Origin of the sequence: Virgibacillus salinus, assembly GCF_900102415.1 — a bacterium.
Taxonomy (GTDB): domain Bacteria; phylum Bacillota; class Bacilli; order Bacillales; family Amphibacillaceae; genus Lentibacillus; species Lentibacillus subterraneus.
On the sequence record NZ_FNKD01000001.1, the window covers coordinates 127980 to 143924 of the forward strand.

At 34.7% G+C, this 15945-nt stretch carries 21 protein-coding genes; 15 read left to right on the forward strand and 6 right to left on the reverse strand.

The genetic code is table 11. The features are described 5' to 3' along the window. The first annotated feature begins 153 nt into the window (after window positions 1–153). From BLS02_RS00660 to BLS02_RS00670, 3 genes are read left to right on the forward strand one after another with little or no spacing between them, the layout of a single operon-like run. Entirely contained in the window at window positions 154–627 is a 474-nt protein-coding gene (locus BLS02_RS00660; RefSeq protein ID WP_092491043.1) for a MarR family winged helix-turn-helix transcriptional regulator, read from the forward strand. Further along, entirely contained in the window at window positions 620–1588 is a 969-nt protein-coding gene (locus BLS02_RS00665) for an ATP-binding cassette domain-containing protein (protein ID WP_092491044.1), read from the forward strand. The genes BLS02_RS00660 and BLS02_RS00665 overlap by 8 nt, the downstream gene beginning before the upstream one ends. Beyond that, window positions 1588–2418, forward strand: a complete 831-nt coding sequence (locus tag BLS02_RS00670; RefSeq protein ID WP_092491045.1) for an ABC transporter permease — start codon at window positions 1588–1590, stop codon at window positions 2416–2418. The genes BLS02_RS00665 and BLS02_RS00670 overlap by 1 nt, the downstream gene beginning before the upstream one ends. A 4-nt stretch (window positions 2419–2422) precedes the next feature. On the opposite strand, the gene BLS02_RS00675 is transcribed toward BLS02_RS00670, so the two are convergent. Further along, complete coding sequence (locus BLS02_RS00675) at window positions 2423–2800, reverse strand: DoxX family protein (protein WP_092491046.1); 378 nt, start codon at window positions 2798–2800, stop codon at window positions 2423–2425. A 152-nt stretch (window positions 2801–2952) separates the two neighbouring features. Here BLS02_RS00675 and BLS02_RS00680 point away from each other — a divergent pair, with 152 nt between their 5' ends. Next, a complete protein-coding gene (locus tag BLS02_RS00680) occupies window positions 2953–4668 on the forward strand; it encodes an ABC transporter ATP-binding protein (RefSeq protein WP_092491047.1) in 1716 nt (571 codons plus the stop codon). 391 nt (window positions 4669–5059) lie between these two features. Here the strand turns inward: BLS02_RS00680 and BLS02_RS00685 are convergent, their stop codons facing one another. Continuing rightward, window positions 5060–5740 (reverse strand): type 1 glutamine amidotransferase domain-containing protein, encoded by a 681-nt coding sequence (locus tag BLS02_RS00685; protein WP_092491048.1) that lies wholly within the window; start codon window positions 5738–5740, stop codon window positions 5060–5062. A gap of 581 nt (window positions 5741–6321) precedes the next feature. Between BLS02_RS00685 and BLS02_RS00690 the strand changes: the two genes are divergently transcribed. Further along, the gene (locus BLS02_RS00690) at window positions 6322–6618 is read left to right on the forward strand and encodes a 4a-hydroxytetrahydrobiopterin dehydratase (RefSeq protein ID WP_092491049.1); all 297 of its coding nucleotides are present in this window, start codon (window positions 6322–6324) and stop codon (window positions 6616–6618) included. An 81-nt stretch (window positions 6619–6699) separates the two neighbouring features. Here the strand turns inward: BLS02_RS00690 and BLS02_RS00695 are convergent, their stop codons facing one another. Both BLS02_RS00695 and BLS02_RS00700 read right to left on the reverse strand, forming a co-directional pair. Continuing rightward, the gene (locus tag BLS02_RS00695) at window positions 6700–7077 is read right to left on the reverse strand and encodes a nucleoside 2-deoxyribosyltransferase (protein WP_092491050.1); all 378 of its coding nucleotides are present in this window, start codon (window positions 7075–7077) and stop codon (window positions 6700–6702) included. Then, entirely contained in the window at window positions 7074–7625 is a 552-nt protein-coding gene (locus BLS02_RS00700) for a GNAT family N-acetyltransferase (protein WP_092491051.1), read from the reverse strand. Before BLS02_RS00700 ends, BLS02_RS00695 begins: the two co-directional genes overlap by 4 nt. A 463-nt stretch (window positions 7626–8088) precedes the next feature. Between BLS02_RS00700 and BLS02_RS00705 the strand changes: the two genes are divergently transcribed. The 10 genes from BLS02_RS00705 to BLS02_RS18850 all read left to right on the forward strand — a co-directional run bounded on the left by BLS02_RS00705 (window position 8089) and on the right by BLS02_RS18850 (window position 14410). After that, complete coding sequence (locus BLS02_RS00705; RefSeq protein ID WP_092491052.1) at window positions 8089–8325, forward strand: hypothetical protein; 237 nt, start codon at window positions 8089–8091, stop codon at window positions 8323–8325. Between the two features lie 209 nt (window positions 8326–8534). After that, on the forward strand, window positions 8535–8954 hold the full coding sequence (locus BLS02_RS00710) for a flavoprotein (RefSeq protein ID WP_092491053.1): 420 nt from the start codon (window positions 8535–8537) through the stop codon (window positions 8952–8954). A 250-nt stretch (window positions 8955–9204) separates the two neighbouring features. Beyond that, complete coding sequence (locus tag BLS02_RS00715; protein ID WP_254788688.1) at window positions 9205–9660, forward strand: DinB family protein; 456 nt, start codon at window positions 9205–9207, stop codon at window positions 9658–9660. A gap of 220 nt (window positions 9661–9880) precedes the next feature. Then, complete coding sequence (locus BLS02_RS00720; RefSeq protein WP_092491054.1) at window positions 9881–10504, forward strand: DJ-1/PfpI family protein; 624 nt, start codon at window positions 9881–9883, stop codon at window positions 10502–10504. Between the two features lie 121 nt (window positions 10505–10625). Further along, window positions 10626–11024 (forward strand): ester cyclase, encoded by a 399-nt coding sequence (locus BLS02_RS00725; RefSeq protein WP_092491055.1) that lies wholly within the window; start codon window positions 10626–10628, stop codon window positions 11022–11024. Between the two features lie 175 nt (window positions 11025–11199). After that, window positions 11200–11856 carry a Type 1 glutamine amidotransferase-like domain-containing protein gene (locus BLS02_RS00730; RefSeq protein WP_092491056.1) on the forward strand — a complete coding sequence of 219 codons (657 nt, stop codon included), beginning with the start codon at window positions 11200–11202 and terminating at the stop codon, window positions 11854–11856. 304 nt (window positions 11857–12160) lie between these two features. Further along, on the forward strand, window positions 12161–12667 hold the full coding sequence (locus BLS02_RS00735) for a GNAT family N-acetyltransferase (protein ID WP_254788689.1): 507 nt from the start codon (window positions 12161–12163) through the stop codon (window positions 12665–12667). Between the two features lie 129 nt (window positions 12668–12796). After that, entirely contained in the window at window positions 12797–13129 is a 333-nt protein-coding gene (locus BLS02_RS00740; RefSeq protein WP_092491057.1) for a helix-turn-helix domain-containing protein, read from the forward strand. Between the two features lie 169 nt (window positions 13130–13298). After that, window positions 13299–14153, forward strand: a complete 855-nt coding sequence (locus tag BLS02_RS00745) for an alpha/beta fold hydrolase (RefSeq protein WP_092491058.1) — start codon at window positions 13299–13301, stop codon at window positions 14151–14153. Window positions 14154–14239: 86 nt separating this feature from the next. After that, window positions 14240–14410 (forward strand): hypothetical protein, encoded by a 171-nt coding sequence (locus tag BLS02_RS18850; protein ID WP_175559411.1) that lies wholly within the window; start codon window positions 14240–14242, stop codon window positions 14408–14410. Window positions 14411–14973: 563 nt separating this feature from the next. Here the strand turns inward: BLS02_RS18850 and BLS02_RS00750 are convergent. Together BLS02_RS00750 and BLS02_RS00755 are read right to left on the reverse strand one after the other, a co-directional pair. Then, the gene (locus BLS02_RS00750; RefSeq protein ID WP_092491059.1) at window positions 14974–15438 is read right to left on the reverse strand and encodes a DMT family transporter; all 465 of its coding nucleotides are present in this window, start codon (window positions 15436–15438) and stop codon (window positions 14974–14976) included. A gap of 11 nt (window positions 15439–15449) precedes the next feature. Then, window positions 15450–15878, reverse strand: a complete 429-nt coding sequence (locus BLS02_RS00755) for a DMT family transporter (protein ID WP_092491060.1) — start codon at window positions 15876–15878, stop codon at window positions 15450–15452. Window positions 15879–15945: the final 67 nt, after the last annotated feature.

Here is a 15945-nt window from a genome sequence, read left to right on the forward strand (position 1 = left end):
TGCAGAACATTTATTCTATAACTAAATAAATACGAACATTTGTGCATATGTGGATAAAATTGTGGATAACTATTTATTTTACTCAAAAACATCTGTGTGATAAATTATTTAGTATACGAAATATTAGAATGCGAAATAAAGAGGGGATAAATAATGAAGATGGATGAATTTCCGCAATCAAGTAGGCAAATTGCACAATTGTTTCGTGAAATTAATGCAATAATGAATCAGCAGCTGCGCAAAGCGTTTCAAGGACTGGGAATAACCCCTCCACAGATGATGATATTACATTACTTATATAAGAACAAAGAGCGTAAGGTTAGTGATATTAGTAAGCATTTAAACTTAGCAGCGAGTACTGTATCAAGTATTCTGGATCGCTTGGAACGAAATGAACTTATTACACGTGAACGGAACAAGGATGATAAACGAGTTGTGTTAATATCCTTATCGAACAAAGCAATCGGAATTAAAGCTTCTCTTAATATGGGAATATCAGAATTTATGGAGGATATGACACAGACAGCCAGTGACGAAGAAGTTGAAAAGATTATTAACGGTTTAACTTTGATGAAGGAAGTATTAAACAGAAATGGCCTTGATGATGGGGGAGAGTCACATGACTAATATTGTGGAAGTTAATGACTTAAAAAAGCACTATAAGGATTTCGAAGCAGTTAAAGGTGTTAATTTTGCTGTGGAAGAAGGTGAAATATTTGGTTTTCTTGGGCCAAATGGTGCCGGAAAAAGTACGACCATCAATATGTTATCCACAATTAACAAACCCACTAGTGGTGAGGCGGTAATTAACGGTTTCGATATTGTAACTGATAAGAATAAGGTACGTGAAAGCATTGGCCTTATTTTTCAGGAGTCCACACTTGATGAAAAACTGACAGCAAATGAAAATTTAATGCTCCACTGCCGTTTTTACAAAGTTCCTAAAGAAAAACGAGAAGAGCGTATTCAGGAAGTACTGGAAATTGTTGATCTGACAGATAAGCGAAAGCAGGTTGTTGAGACATACTCAGGTGGAATGAAGCGCAGACTGGAAATAGCTCGTGGTTTATTGCATTATCCAAGGGTGCTATTTCTTGACGAGCCTACTGTGGGACTTGATCCGCAAACAAGAAATCATATATGGGAATATATTTTACGGTTAAAGAAAAAAGCTGGGATTACCATATTTTTAACAACACATTATATGGACGAGGCGGAAATCTGCGATCGAGTTGCCGTGATGGATCATGGCGAAATGATTGCGCTAGACACCCCTGAAAAGTTAAAAACGAATGTCGGCGGAGATATCATCGAAATAAGAACTGTAGATAATGAAAAAGCGAAAACTGAGATAGAAAAGAGCTATAATCTAGAAGTTAAGGAAGTGGATGATGCTTTATCTTTCCAGGTAGATAAAGGAAATGAGTTTCTTGTTCAATTTATAAAGGAATTCTCAATCGGGATATTAACTGTGAATTTACGCAGGCCAACATTAAATGATGTCTTTTTACATTTAACAGGTCGTGAAATCCGTGAAGAAACAGTATCGAAAAAAGATGTTAAGCATGCAATGAGGAGGGGGCACTAATGGAAGCAGTTTTTGCTGTATGGCAGCGGGATGTCATAAAGTTTTTTCGAGATAAAGGACGTTTAATTGGGTCATTTGCTATGCCATTTATGTTCCTGATTTTATTTGGCAGTGGAATGAGCGGTGCTATGCAAGCAATGCTTGGTGGCGATTCAAGTGGCGGCCCATTAGCTGATTTTGATTTTGTTGAGTTTATGTTTCCAGGGATTATTGGTATGACGGTTTTTAATACGGCAATCTTCTCTGCACTATCAGTTGTACAGGATAAGGAATTTGGTTATATGCGTGAAATACTTGTTTCACCAATGTCACGTGTGTCAATCGCTATTGGAAAAGTTCTTGGTGGAACAACCATTGCTGTCATCCAAGGCTTGATGATGCTAATTTTTGTTCCATTTATCGGTGTTTCGATAACCTTTATGATGATCCTGCAATTGATACCAATAATGTTTCTAGTAGCCTTCACTATATCCGCAATTGGGTTATTAATTGCCAGTATATTGAAAACAGCACAAGGATTTCAAATGGTAATTCAAATTCTGTTATTCCCTATGCTATTTTTATCAGGTGCAATGTTCCCGTTAAACGGGTTGCCATTATGGATGGATATTATTGTGAAAATAAATCCACTGACATACTCTGTTGACATGTTTAAAGAAATAATCCTGCAGCCGGAAACAATGAGTGCCCCACTGCGGCAGGCAATGGGACTGGATTTAAAGATATTTGATCATATTATTACATTTACAGAAGAAGTCGTTGTTGTAGGGGTTATTGGTGCTATTTTTGTTGTGTTTGCTACCATGAAGTTTTCAAACGCTGAATCGTAAAGTACTAGGTAAGTGTTTTGCCTGGTGCGTTCTGCCAAAGCAGTACGAGCAAGATAAGCATAACAATATCAAGTCTTGCTTCAAATGCAAAAGAAAGAAAACCTTGGTTTGTTAAGATAGGCAGTTTTGTCAGAAAAATCGCTGCTAAGATAATAAATATAAGTGCTGCGGTAGCGCGTTTAAGATACATCCGGCTAACAATTAGTGCACCGCACACTATTTCTGTGATGGCAACAAGGAAAAGAATTGATTCCGGATATGGTAATCCTAAGTTGCTGAAAACAATTTTAAAGTCATTAACAAGTAACTTTAGAATTCCAGTCGTTATAAATACGTAGCCTACCGCATAACAAATCCAATTTATCACAGGTAATTTCTTCATAAGTAGTCCACCTCCAAAAAGTTTATATGTTATACATATGCAAGAACATAGACAACCTTGACAACCTTTTTAGATGGCAAGTCCTCTTTATTGCCAAGCCTCTTAATTAGACTTATAATTCCTTTAGATTAACTGAAAAGGAAGTGCAACTCTTGATTCGACGTTTTTTTGCTTACTACAAGCCACATCGGCGTTTATTTATTATTGATTTCACAGCTGCAGTGTTCGTAGCGTTATTGGAACTCGCTTTTCCGATAGCTGTTCAGGAATTTATTGATAGACTATTACCAAAAGATGATTGGGATTTAATTATCATAGTCAGTATTGGATTATTACTGATTTATTTACTTAGTACGTTTTTGCAATATGTTGTGACGTACCTTGGTCATAAACTTGGTGTCAATATTGAAACGGATATGCGTCAAGACTTGTTCCACCATGTTCAACGTCAGTCATTTCGTTTTTTTGATAACACAAAAACAGGACATATAATGAGTCGGATCACCAACGATTTATTTGATATTGGAGAGCTGGCACACCATGGACCAGAGGATTTTTTCATTGCGATTATGACGTTTGTGGGTGCCTTTTGGTATATGTTTTATCAGAATGCACAGCTGGCATGGATTATTTTAATTGCCGTACCGTTTTTAATCTTTTTGATTGCTTATAGTAACATTAAAATGAATAAGGCCTGGCGGGCAATGTACCATGATATTGCAGAAGTGAACGCACGGGTTGAAGATGCTGTTTCAGGTGTCAGGGTTGTCCAATCATTTACAAATGAAAAATTTGAGATGAAACGTTTTACAAAGGACAACTACAGTTTTCGTAAAGCAAAAGTTGGAGCGTACAAAGTAATGGCATTTGTCCATTCGAACATATACATGATGATGCGCCTGATCGTTATAATCGTGTTAGTAGTTGGTGCATGGCTTAGCTTTAACGATGAAATTACAACGGGAGAACTAGTTGGCTTTGTACTGCTTGTTAATGTGTTGTTCAAGCCTATTGAAAAGATTAGCGCTTTGCTCGAGTTATACCCGAAAGGAATGGCAGGCTTTAAACGTTTTACAGATTTATTGGACATAGAACCAGATGTCGTTGACCATGACAGTGCAAAGCCAGTCAATGCATTAAGAGGAAACATATCATTTGAGGACGTTACCTTTGGTTATGAAAAAACACAAGCACCTGTTCTCAAGTCTCTTAGCCTAAATATTCAATCAGGTGAAACAGTTGCGTTTGTCGGACCATCCGGAGCTGGTAAAACAACGATTTGTTCACTTATTCCAAGGTTCTATGATGTTGATGATGGGAGCATTAAGATTGATGGACTGGATCTTAGAGATATGACGAAAGAATCGTTACGACATCAAATAGGTGTTGTGCAGCAGGATGTATTTTTATTTACCGGCACATTAAGAGATAATATTGCCTATGGAAAGCTTGATGCAACTAACGAAGAAATCGAATATGCTGCAAAGCAAGCACATATGGAGGAATTTATACAAGAATTGCCGGAGGGCTATGAAACGCAAGTTGGTGAACGTGGTTTGAAATTATCTGGCGGTCAGAAGCAGCGTATTGCGATTGCACGTATGTTTTTAAAAAATCCACCGATCCTGATTTTGGATGAAGCAACATCAGCGCTGGATACAGAAACTGAAACGATAATCCAAAAAGCATTAACAGAACTTACGAAAGACAGGACTACACTAATAATTGCCCACCGATTAGCAACAATTAAGAATGCAGATAGAATCATGGTCGTAACCAAGGATGGTATCGAAGAAGAAGGAAGTCATGAGAAATTATTGAAGCAAGATGGGATATTTGCTCACTTGCATAAAGTGCAGATGAGGTAAAATAATTTCATTCTTACTAATCCTCCCCTTTGGAAAAAAGTACTATAACAGATAGAGATTCGAGGTCCTCTAAAATGCCTTTCAGTTGACCGCTATTAATCACCGGCCCGACATTGGTCTTAGCATCATCTGGATCGCCGACTTTAGATTGCTAGAGTTAACTCTAGCGTATCCGAATATCATTTTTAAATGCGTCGTTTAAATTATTTTTCGTAAAATAAAAAATAGAGAATCATCCATATTAGTTCTGACTAATATGGATGATCTTTTTATATCTCTTACAAACTACCCGTTTAGTTAAGCAAAAAACTTTATTTTACATTGTCTGATTATCAATCTCAAAAAATAAGTTGGATATTTTGTTAAGATTTATAATTTCACTTTTTTATTACTATTTTCTCTTTTCAAGTGCTTTAACTAATTCTTCTCCCATGAGTTCAGAAGAGAATGGGTCTCGGCTTGTTACAATTTGATTGTCTGCCCATACAGCATGAGCTTTTTGGTTAAGATCACCTTTATCATAGTTTGCGATTTCTGTCATTTCTTGTTCAAGGCTGAATGGAAGAATATCCAATAATCCTTCTGGTTCGATTTCATCCGGGTAACCCGTTGCTTTCTTACCTGCAATAATACTTTTTCCATCAGGGCGTGTTGTCCAAATCAGTGGGGCTGGCCCATGACATTCCGCAGCGACTATTCCTTCATTATCATAAATCGTATTGATAATACGATGTAAATCCTCATTTTTTGCAAGGTCATACATGGCACCATGACCGCCAATAACTAAAACTACATCATAATCTGCTGGGTTCACATCTGAAAGCTTTTGCGTTTCATCTGCTTTCCCTGATTCATACAGTTCCTTATACGTTCCTTCGGGGTCATATTCCTCACTAATACTTATTTGATCAATGTCAGGTTTCCCCCCAAGAGGTGAAGCTAAATCAACTAGATGACCGGACTTTTCCAGAAGTTCCATCGGTGCAAATAATTCTTCACCCCACCAACCTGTTTGGTAATTATTTTCTTCATCTTTATATCCACTTGATAATACTGCTAACACTTTTGCCATTTTGTATTCCTCCTAAGCTGTTGAACTATCGTCTATCCCTCAGGTCTCAAAACCATTAATTTTTACATCAGGACTTATTACTTTTTCTGGTTCAAATTATTGACTGGAATAAGTTTGAATAACCTCCTTTTATAAACATTGCTTATTATGCACTAACGAAACTAAGATAATTCATAATAACCTTGTAATAAGATCATTTCGCATTATATACCCCTAACAGTAATTCCGTCTAAAAAAATGCTTACACTATTAAATAACTACTTAAATTTGTAAAACTTCTGAAAAGAATTAATAACGGAGTGTTTATACATTAGAAGGAGACTTATATCCTGTTTACCAGAGTGGTGGATTGCTCTGAAAATCATTTTATTTTGGGCATACCACTTTATGCTTATGATCCAGGAATAATTCGATTTTACATGTTTTGACAGCAAGTGATGGGCAAGCGATAAGCGAAGTTATCTAAGTTATCCCCAAAATCCTGTGGATAGCCTGTGTATAAGTTGTTGATTTTAGGTGATTAGGATAATTATTTGTTAAACTGAGGATAACCATCAAATTATTTATAAGGAGGAGAGATAATGGAACGGTTAAGTGAAGAGCAAATTACAAAGGAATTGGCAAATTTGCCTGATTGGAAACGACTTGATGAAAAGTGGATTGAACGCAAATACCGCTTTAAGGACTTTTTAAATGGTGTACGGTTTGTTGATCAGATAGCAGAATATGCAGAACAAAAACAACATCACCCTTTTATTTCGATTGATTATAAAGTTGTCACAGTAAAAATTTCATCGTGGCAAATGAAGGGATTAACGGATTTGGATTTTGAGATGGTTAATCAATTTGACAAACTCTATGATGAGGCAGATAAATAAATTAACACAACATTTTGTCGATATTTCCCGGGAAATGACGAATCCCCTCTGCCTTTGGCTAGAGGGGTATTGTAATAGAACCTAGGTTAAACCAATCATTTCAACAAAATCATCAATTTCTCCATAAAAGCGCTCGACACCATGTACATAGTAAAACGCTGATGCTGTTGTTTTATCTATTATGTCAGCAGAATAAATATAAACACGTTTTTCTAATGCAAGCGCCATTCCAAGCTCTGTATGGCTTCCTTTTCCACCAGGAAGCAAAAGAATGAAGAAGTCACAGTTAAGAACTGCTTCTTTTTCAAGTTTGCCAATTCTACTGAGTTCTTCCTCGCTTGTTGCCCGCTGGTTCCTTGTCCAGTCATATGTAAGGTTATAACCCCTGGACTGGAGCTTTTGTGTAACATATTGTACTTGCACTTTATTTGCAAATCCTGAAGCCACGTAAAAATTCATCGATTACGGCTCTCCCATTCACTCGCGAGCATTCCATAAATAACATGGTCCACATAGTGATCGTATAACCACTCTGCCTGCCGTATTTGTCCTTCTTTTACAAAACCTAGCCGTTCAGGAATTGCTCTGCTTCGCTTATTTTCATAAGCAGCACGAATTTCTACGCGGTTCATCTCGAGCGTATGGAATGCATAGTCGATCAAGCCGCTTGTAGCACGTGTCATAATCCCAAGGCCTTGGTAATTCGCCCCAAGCCAATATCCAATAGAAGCAATGCGGTTTCGCCAACTAAAATTATTAAACCCAGCCACACCAGCAAGTGATCCTTTGTAAAAAATTCCTGTCGTCATACCCTTTTTCTCATCATAGTTTTTCAAAGTGGAATTTATGAATTCTTTTGAATCAGCGACTGTCGTTGTGTTATCTACCCATGCGAGCCATTCTCGCAAAGTATCCCGTGAAGTATCGGTTAATTGGAATAGAGATTCTGCATCATTGTTATCCAGGAATTTCAAGGTAATATCTTCATCTACTTCATAAAAGAACATTTGGATCACTCCTCCTGTAACGGTTTAAAAAATATTCTATCATAAACATACGTGCTTTTCTTTAAAAATTAAAAGAATGATATAGAAAAAATCCGAAATATGATTCAAAATTCTTGAAGTAGAATTCGAATTAGTTCGGATTTATTTTAGATACTGATTAGATATAAACTGCGAACTAACTGGAAAAATAGCTGAGTGCTATGACACCGCTTCGGAAATACACTTCGCGCACCTTAGGGCAACGCTTCAGCTTCCTCGGAAGCAAAAACTTTTAACCTACAAATTCGTATGCAAATTGACATACATAAAATTACTAATAAATTGGAAGTTATTTTATTTTCGCTTGATTTTACAAGGTATTCAGAATATTTATGTTAAAATAAATGCAGCGATTGTGAACCATTACACTTAAACTAACGGAGCAGGATTGTTTAACAAGAAGTATGTCAATGAGGGTGTGAATATGAGAAAAGATATTTTAAAATGGTTGATGATGTTAGGTTCATTTCTAGGGATTATCGGACTAATATTTATCTTTTTTAGTAATAATCTTGGCGCGAGCTTAGCAGAAGGTTGGCTCGCAAAGTATGATTACGCTCCATCGGTTTACGATTCTAAAGTTAAAACAAATACAAATATCTTTCTAGTAACTGGTAGTATTCTTTTTGGAATTGGTCTTTCTACTGTGGTTTTTGCTTGATACTAAATATTAAAGGTTAGGTGTGTGCAATTTATATGTTCGCTTGTTTATGTTAAAGGGTGCAAGAGTTGAACAAAAAGAGTATTTATTTGATGGTTTTTTCTTTCATGTGAATTATCTAAACATTATGTTAAAATCAAATTATTAAGTTTTTTAACTAACTAAGCGTTTATGTTGAACAAATTCAATATTTTAGGAGGACTTTTATTATGGAAGATAGTTCATTTCGCAAGTTTCTTAATTCCTATTTAGATGTTTGGAGAAATTCGTCTTTAACAGAATTGAAAGATATTATTTCCAAAGATTATAAAGCAAGAGAGATTTCAAATGGCGAATTAGTAGACTTTGGTTATGAAGAGGCGATAACTGGCTGGGAACAAGGGTTTAATTTTGCCAAACAAGAAGATAACAAATGGGACTTAAATGAAGAGGCGATAATTCCTTTACGACAAGATGAAATTATGGCAATTTTATCAGCTACACTAATAATTGATGGAAAGAAATTAGAGAATGTTAGCATATTCTTTCAGACATTTAAAAGAAATGAAAACAATGATTGGAAATTGATAAGAAGTTACATAGAAGCCGGAGTTCCAAATGCAAATTTAAAGAAGTTACAATTCAACTAAAGGGTGCAAAAGTTTAACAAGGGATCGTCGATTATGGCGATCCTATTCTTATTTGAAGAATTATTGGAATTTTATGTTAGAATAAGTACGTGAATTAATGTACTTAAAGTAATGAAGCAGTTTAGTTGAAGTAGAGCAACAAAAAATGTGAAAAAAAGGTGTTTATTTTTATTCTAGTTCCACCCTTTTACATTGGAATTTTAGGTTATTATTGTTGATTTAAAATAAATAGGAAGTAAGGGAGAGGAGAATGATGAGAGAAGAACAATTATTTGAACAGATGAAGTTGTGGCGTAATTGGACTGTGGAGTTCCTTCGAACAATTCCTGAAGAACTTTCAGACCGAATTCCACAAGGTCATAATAACAGCATACGCTGGAATGCTGGTCATATCTTAGTAGGATGGGATAACACAATGTTTCCATCTGTCAAGAAGGAGAGGCAAATGCCTCTATCTTATCACTTACTATTTCCTAATGGGAGTAAACCAGAAAATTGGTCAGAACAACCCCCGTCAATGAATGAGTTAATAACACAACTTGAAGAACAACCCATTATTATTGAACGAGCGTGTAAAGGACACCTTGATGAACCACTTAATGAGTCTTTCTTAGGTATGAGAACATTAGGTGACATGGTTGTTTTTCATATGAATCATGAAAATCTACATATGGGGATAATTAAAAGTATGAAGCAATTGCTTTAAGAAGATAAAAGCATTACTTGTTGGACTAACGGGTGCAAGAGTTGAAGAAGCAGACTGACGTTAAAGTCGGTCTTTTCTTTTGTTTTTTAGTTCAGAAATTTACGATTACTAATTGGAATATTATGCTAAAATTAAATATATAGAAATTTAACTAACGGAGCAGAATAGTGTAAGAAGAGATAATTCTAAATAAGTAAACTTGGGTAAGGAGATACAATAAATGAAGAAGCGAAAGGTCGGAATTTTACTGTTTGACTATGTAGATGTTTTAGATTTTGCTGGTCCCGCTGAAGTTTTATCATTAACTGCAAATAACAAAGCCGAGCAAGCATTAACCCTTTATAAAAAGCATTTATTACCAACGAGACCATTTGAAGTATTTACTCTTTCAGAAACAGGAATGAAAATAAAAACTCATTCAGGGATAAAAGTAGAACCTGATTTTAGCATTGATGATAGCCCTGAGTTAGATATTTTAATAGTCCCAGGTGGACCTTTAAGAGCGGTACAATCTATAGCTAAAAACCAAAAGATAATAGATTGGATTATTAAGCATAAAAGTATTGAATATATATGTTCTGTTTGTACTGGAGCATACATATTAGGGGAAACTGGCTTGTTAGATGGAAAGAAAGCAACTACCCACCATTTAGCATTGAAATTGTTACAAGAGAAGTATCCTGAGATTCAAGCTTTATCCGATAGAAAAGTTGTACAAGATGGCAACATCATATCTTCTGGTGGAGTTTCTTCAGGAATAAATATGGCACTATATATTATTGAGCAAATTGTGGGAGAATTTACTGCAGAAAGAACTGCTAAAACTATTGAATTTACATTATAAATTTTTCACCGACGGGTGCTCTCCTTGAATAAGGAAATGCACTCCTTGTTCAACTATTGCTGCAGTTTAATTTAAGAAGTAAATGAATAATGTAATAAATAATGAAGCGGGTGAAGAGTAAATGAACAAGAAACGACTTGTTGAGAGATGGTTTAATGAAATTTTCACTAAAGGTGATATTAATGCTTTAAAAGAGATTACTGCACCTAACTTTGTTAGTCATGTACCAAATCATGATTTTAACGGACATGATGAGTTTATTAATGATTTTATGAATTGGTTTAGAACGGTTTTCACTAATGACGTTTGGAGCATTGAAGATTATTTAGAATTAGAAGATAAGGTAGCTGTGAGATACACAGGGCATATGACTTACAAAGGGGGATGGGAAGACATTCCGTCCTCTGACCAACGTGTAAAAGAAACAGGTATAATGATAATAAGATTTGAGAGTGGATTAATTAAGGAAATGTGGTGTGAAATGAGTGACCTTGATGTCATGAACCAATTAAAAAAATAAACATGGACAAGGGGTTGCCAAATTTTCATATTCAACTATAGCAGCAGGTTAGTTGAGCGTTGTTTAACTTGTGTTCAACAATCGGTCCATATCGAGAGTATTTTGTTAGTGATATGAAAACAGAATGAGTGACGAAAGGAATAAATGTTATTTACACTTTGCTGAGGGGGTACTTATGAAAACTCACTATTATTTAGGTTGGTTTGACAATTTTTTTCCAGAGAATCTGGGAAGGGTGTTACCGGAGGATATAACTGATAGAAAATCGCTTGCTATGATTAGCTCAAATCCATCTATTTATGAAGATGATGGTGCTACTGAACGCTCGTGGCTCGATCAGGCTGGCATTATGTTTGATGAGTATCATTTAATCAATTACCGCGTACAGAAGGAAGATGCGCAAACGATAATTCAAAATGCTTCCGTCATTTTCTTGTTGGGTGGCAATATTCTTAATCAAAATAGATTTTTAATGGAATATGAATTATCGGATTCGATTAAAAGAAGCAGCGCCGTTGTGATGGGAGCAAGCGCTGGAGCAATCAACATGTCCGCTAAATGGTTATGCTCGAAAAACTTTGGAGATGAAGTTGAAATGAGCTCTGTTTATGACGGAATCGGTCTTGACAATTTTTCCGTCCTGTCTCATTTTGATCTTGAAAATAACATTGCACTGGTTCATAGCGAACTATCTCCCCTATCGAAAGAAATAAATATTTATGCGTCGAACAAAGATTGCGCTGTACGTGTAAAAGGAGACAAAATCGACGTTTTTGGCAATGTTTATTTAATTTCTAACTCAAAGATTCAGAAATTGGATGAGACGCTCTAGTTGTAGCGAATCGCTAATGGCTTAACTGAATTAATTTCTTTATGCACCGTCTCTATATTAAATTAAGTGAAGGAGAACTGGCGCGAGTGTTGAATATGCGTTTATTTTTTCTGCTTCAACTAACGAGTGCTAATATTGAATAAGAAATTCAACTTCTTGTTCAACTGTAGCAGCAGGATAGTGAAAAAAGAAGAAAGTGTATTATATTCTTATTTAGCTAACGAAGCTAGTATATCGAAGAAGTTTGTTGTATTTAAACGTAGAATAAATTAAGAAAATCAGATAATCTATGAGGAGTTAAAAAATGAACTTGGATTACGTTGAAGGTTTCAATATAAAAATTGCTACGAATGAGGATAGTAGTGAAATTATTAAAATGCTAAAACAGATAGCTCTATGGATGAAAGATAATGAAATAAATCAATGGGGGTTTCTATTAGATGGTGGTGATGATGAAGAGATTGAACAAGCCATATCTAATCAAGAAACGTATATTGTTTTGAAAGATAACGATATTGTGGCTACATTTAAACTTTTATCTGAACAAAGTGAATGGGACAGGCATATTTGGGGAGACGATATTTCCTCAGAATCGCTTTACTTACATAGACTTGCAATTATTCCTACATATATGAATAACGGAATGGGTAGAAGTATTCTGGATTGGATACAGAACAATGAAAGTAATAAAGAATATCTTAAATTAGATTGTGTTGCGGATAATATAAAATTGAATAACTTTTATAAGAATAATAAATTTGAACTTGTTGGTTTAACAGATGGACACAGTAAATATCAAAGGCATATATAAAAAAGGATTAATAATTCTTATACTATCGGGTGCTTTCCTTGAATAAGGAATTGCATCCTTGTTCAACTATAGCAGCAGTTTAGTTGAAGAAGGTAGCTTTTCATTAAATCGAATAAAGGGGGGTACATAATGAAAAATAATTTAATTGCTACGTCAATTTTTTCATTAGCTTTAGCTATTGTTATTGGTAGTTGGATAATTTCAAATGGGTTAAATAATAGTGGAGCACAGGCAATTGATGATGAAGAAAATGTGGAAACTGCACAAGAAAAACTATTATTAACGCAATCTGAATTAGGAGACTATCTTGGAATTACAGAAGAGCAAGTTCAAATGTTTGTCAGTGAAGATATTACAAAAAGCGTTATTCCATATGTGAAGATTGGAGAAGAGTATTATTTCTCTGTAAAAGCAATTGATAAATGGTTGCTTGAAACTAGAGTATTAAAAGTAGGACAATAATAAAACCTTATTCAATTAACGGGTGCAAGAGTTTAACAAGGGATCGTCGATTACGGCGGTCCTATTTTTGTAATTGAAGAATCATTGGAATTTTATGTTAAAGTAAATATGTGAAAAGATATACTTAAATTAACGAAGAAGGTTGGTTAAACAAGAAAGGAAGATTTTTATGGGGAGTTGGGAAAGTAATTTACTCAAAACATCACGTGGTGTATTTGAAGTGTTTATGAAGGGTGAAGGAGAACCACTTTGTGTTACTCACCATTATTCAGAGTTTAATCAGTCAGGGGATTATTTTGCAGAGACATTTACAAAAACAAACAAAGTGTTTTTGATAAATTTAAGAGATGCAGGTAATTCGGAGAAAGCCAAAGAACATTATCAACTGAGTTTCTTAGAAACAATATTTGATTTAGAAGCTATCCGAGAAGAATTAGGTTTTGATAAATGGGGATTTGCTGGGCATTCGACTGGAGGTATGTTAGGTATAATTTACGGAATATACTTTTCAAAGTCCCTAAAATTTAATGTGATTGTCGGAGCTGCTGCAAGAGAATATATGACATTTTCAAAAGATTGTATTTACAATCCTAAACACTCTAAATTTAATAGAATGCAAGAACTCAATGAAACAATGAAACGTTCAGATTTATCATCAGAAAAAAGAAAAGAATTAAAAGTTGAAAGAACAAAACTGTCATTATTTGAGCCTGAAAAATATGATGAACTTTTTTCTCCAAACATAAGTAAAGGAATGTCTGCCATTCGTATGGACTTTTTCAGCCGAGAATTGCAAGTATATGACGTAACGAAAAAGTTGGAGTTTATATCAACACCCACTTTAATAATTTGTGGTAGATATGATGTACAGTGTCCAGTAATATACTCTATCGAAATGGAGGCAGGAATAACCAATTCAAAATTAGTTATATTTGAGAAAAGTAATCATTACCCTTTCTTAGAAGAAGCAGAACAATTTACTGAAGAGTATAAATCATTTATAAAGGAACACCAATTCTTATAAAGCTAACTGGTGCTTTACTTGATGAAGAATTGCCACACCTTGTTCAACAATAGCAGCAGGTTTCTTGAATAAGATAGGGGGATAATATGCGTTCTATTAAAATAATGTTATTAGGAATTGCAGTAATGATAGTGGTATTATACTTGGAAGAAAACCCATATATAGTACCTGGAGATGGAGAGTTTTTCATTATGATTATTGGTATTTTAATTACGGTTTTTGGGTTATTTAAAAGAGATAAATCTGAAAAAGTATAAACTGTGGTTATTTAACTAACGGGTGCTTTCCTTGAATAAGGAATTGCATCCTTGTTTAACTAAAGCAGCAGGATAGTAATAGCCAGGAGGTTAGATAAATATGAGTGAGCCTTTAAGAATCTACATTGGACTAATAATAGTAATTCCTTTTTTAGTAATGTTCTTAACAAATATATTGGTAGAACATTCTGGGGGACTTAGTGCCGTTCTATATTTTCTTTCTTTAATTTCAACACATTTAGTTGTTACTAAGATTCAAAATTCTTTAAACTGAAGATAGTATTTGTGAAAAGATGTACTTAAACAAACGGGTGCTTTCATTTAATAAGGAAAATAGCATTCTTGTTCAACTATAGACTCGTTAATATGGAATAAGAAAACCGTTCATTATATACTGCGGAGTAGACTATTACTGCGCAGCAAAGGTATTCATCTTTTAGCCGACTTGGTGAAAAATGGACTTAAAATAACGGACATTTAAGTTCAATAGTGTTATTCTATCTTATTCAAAACGCTGCAAATTTATTTTTAACGATTGCAGCGTTTTGTATTATTTTACTATATTACGCAGAGATTTCTTCGCTGGCACGTTTATTTCCTTTATAGATAAAATAAAGAGCAATGATCATAAATAGTAATGCAAAATAACGTTTCATATCTAAAGGAATTACTAAACTATTGAACCAGCCGAAATTGTCAATAACAATGCCGACTACAAGTTGACCAATGATAACGGTAATGTTGGTTGCAATAACCCCAATTTTAGGAACAGCGGCAATAATAAAAAGTAAAAACAATACCCCTAAAAATACGGCGCTTAACTGCCATTTAGGTACCTCTAAAATGGCAAACACATTTCCATTACCAAAAAAGAGAATAACAATGGCTAGAAACATTGTTCCAGTTAGAAAAGTTAAAAGTGTAGTTTCGATTGTTCCTGCTTTACGACTGAATGTACCATTAATAGCTGACTGTGCGCTTAATGTGATACCACCTAAAAAGGTGAATAGAATCATTAATATACCCATTCTTAGACCTCCTAGTAAACTAAAACAAGTGCAATAATCATTGAGATAATAGCTAATATTTTTTCTTTATTGATTCTAGATTTCTTACTTCCAAGCCAACCATAATGTTCAATTACCATACTCATTACTAATTGACCAATAATTACTGCTACCATAGTTATTCCGACACCAACAAATGGAACACTAATCACAATAGATGTTAAATAGACAACCCCCAGGACACCACCAAGTAGTGTCCATTTTGGTGCTTCAACGGCGTAGGAAAGTTTACCTTTCCCAAAGAAGAGCCATAATAATCCGAGGATGATTGAACCCACAAAGAAGTTATAAAAACTTGTTTCGAGCTTTCCTATCGTTTTCCCTAATTCACCGTAAAGAGCTCCTTCAAAACTAAGCGCTGCCCCTGCTAATAACGCTAATATATATGAGATGTAACGCATTAAATGAATCCCTCCCGAGTTCTTTATTTTTAAATATCTAGAATAATCGATATGTTTTTTTATAAAA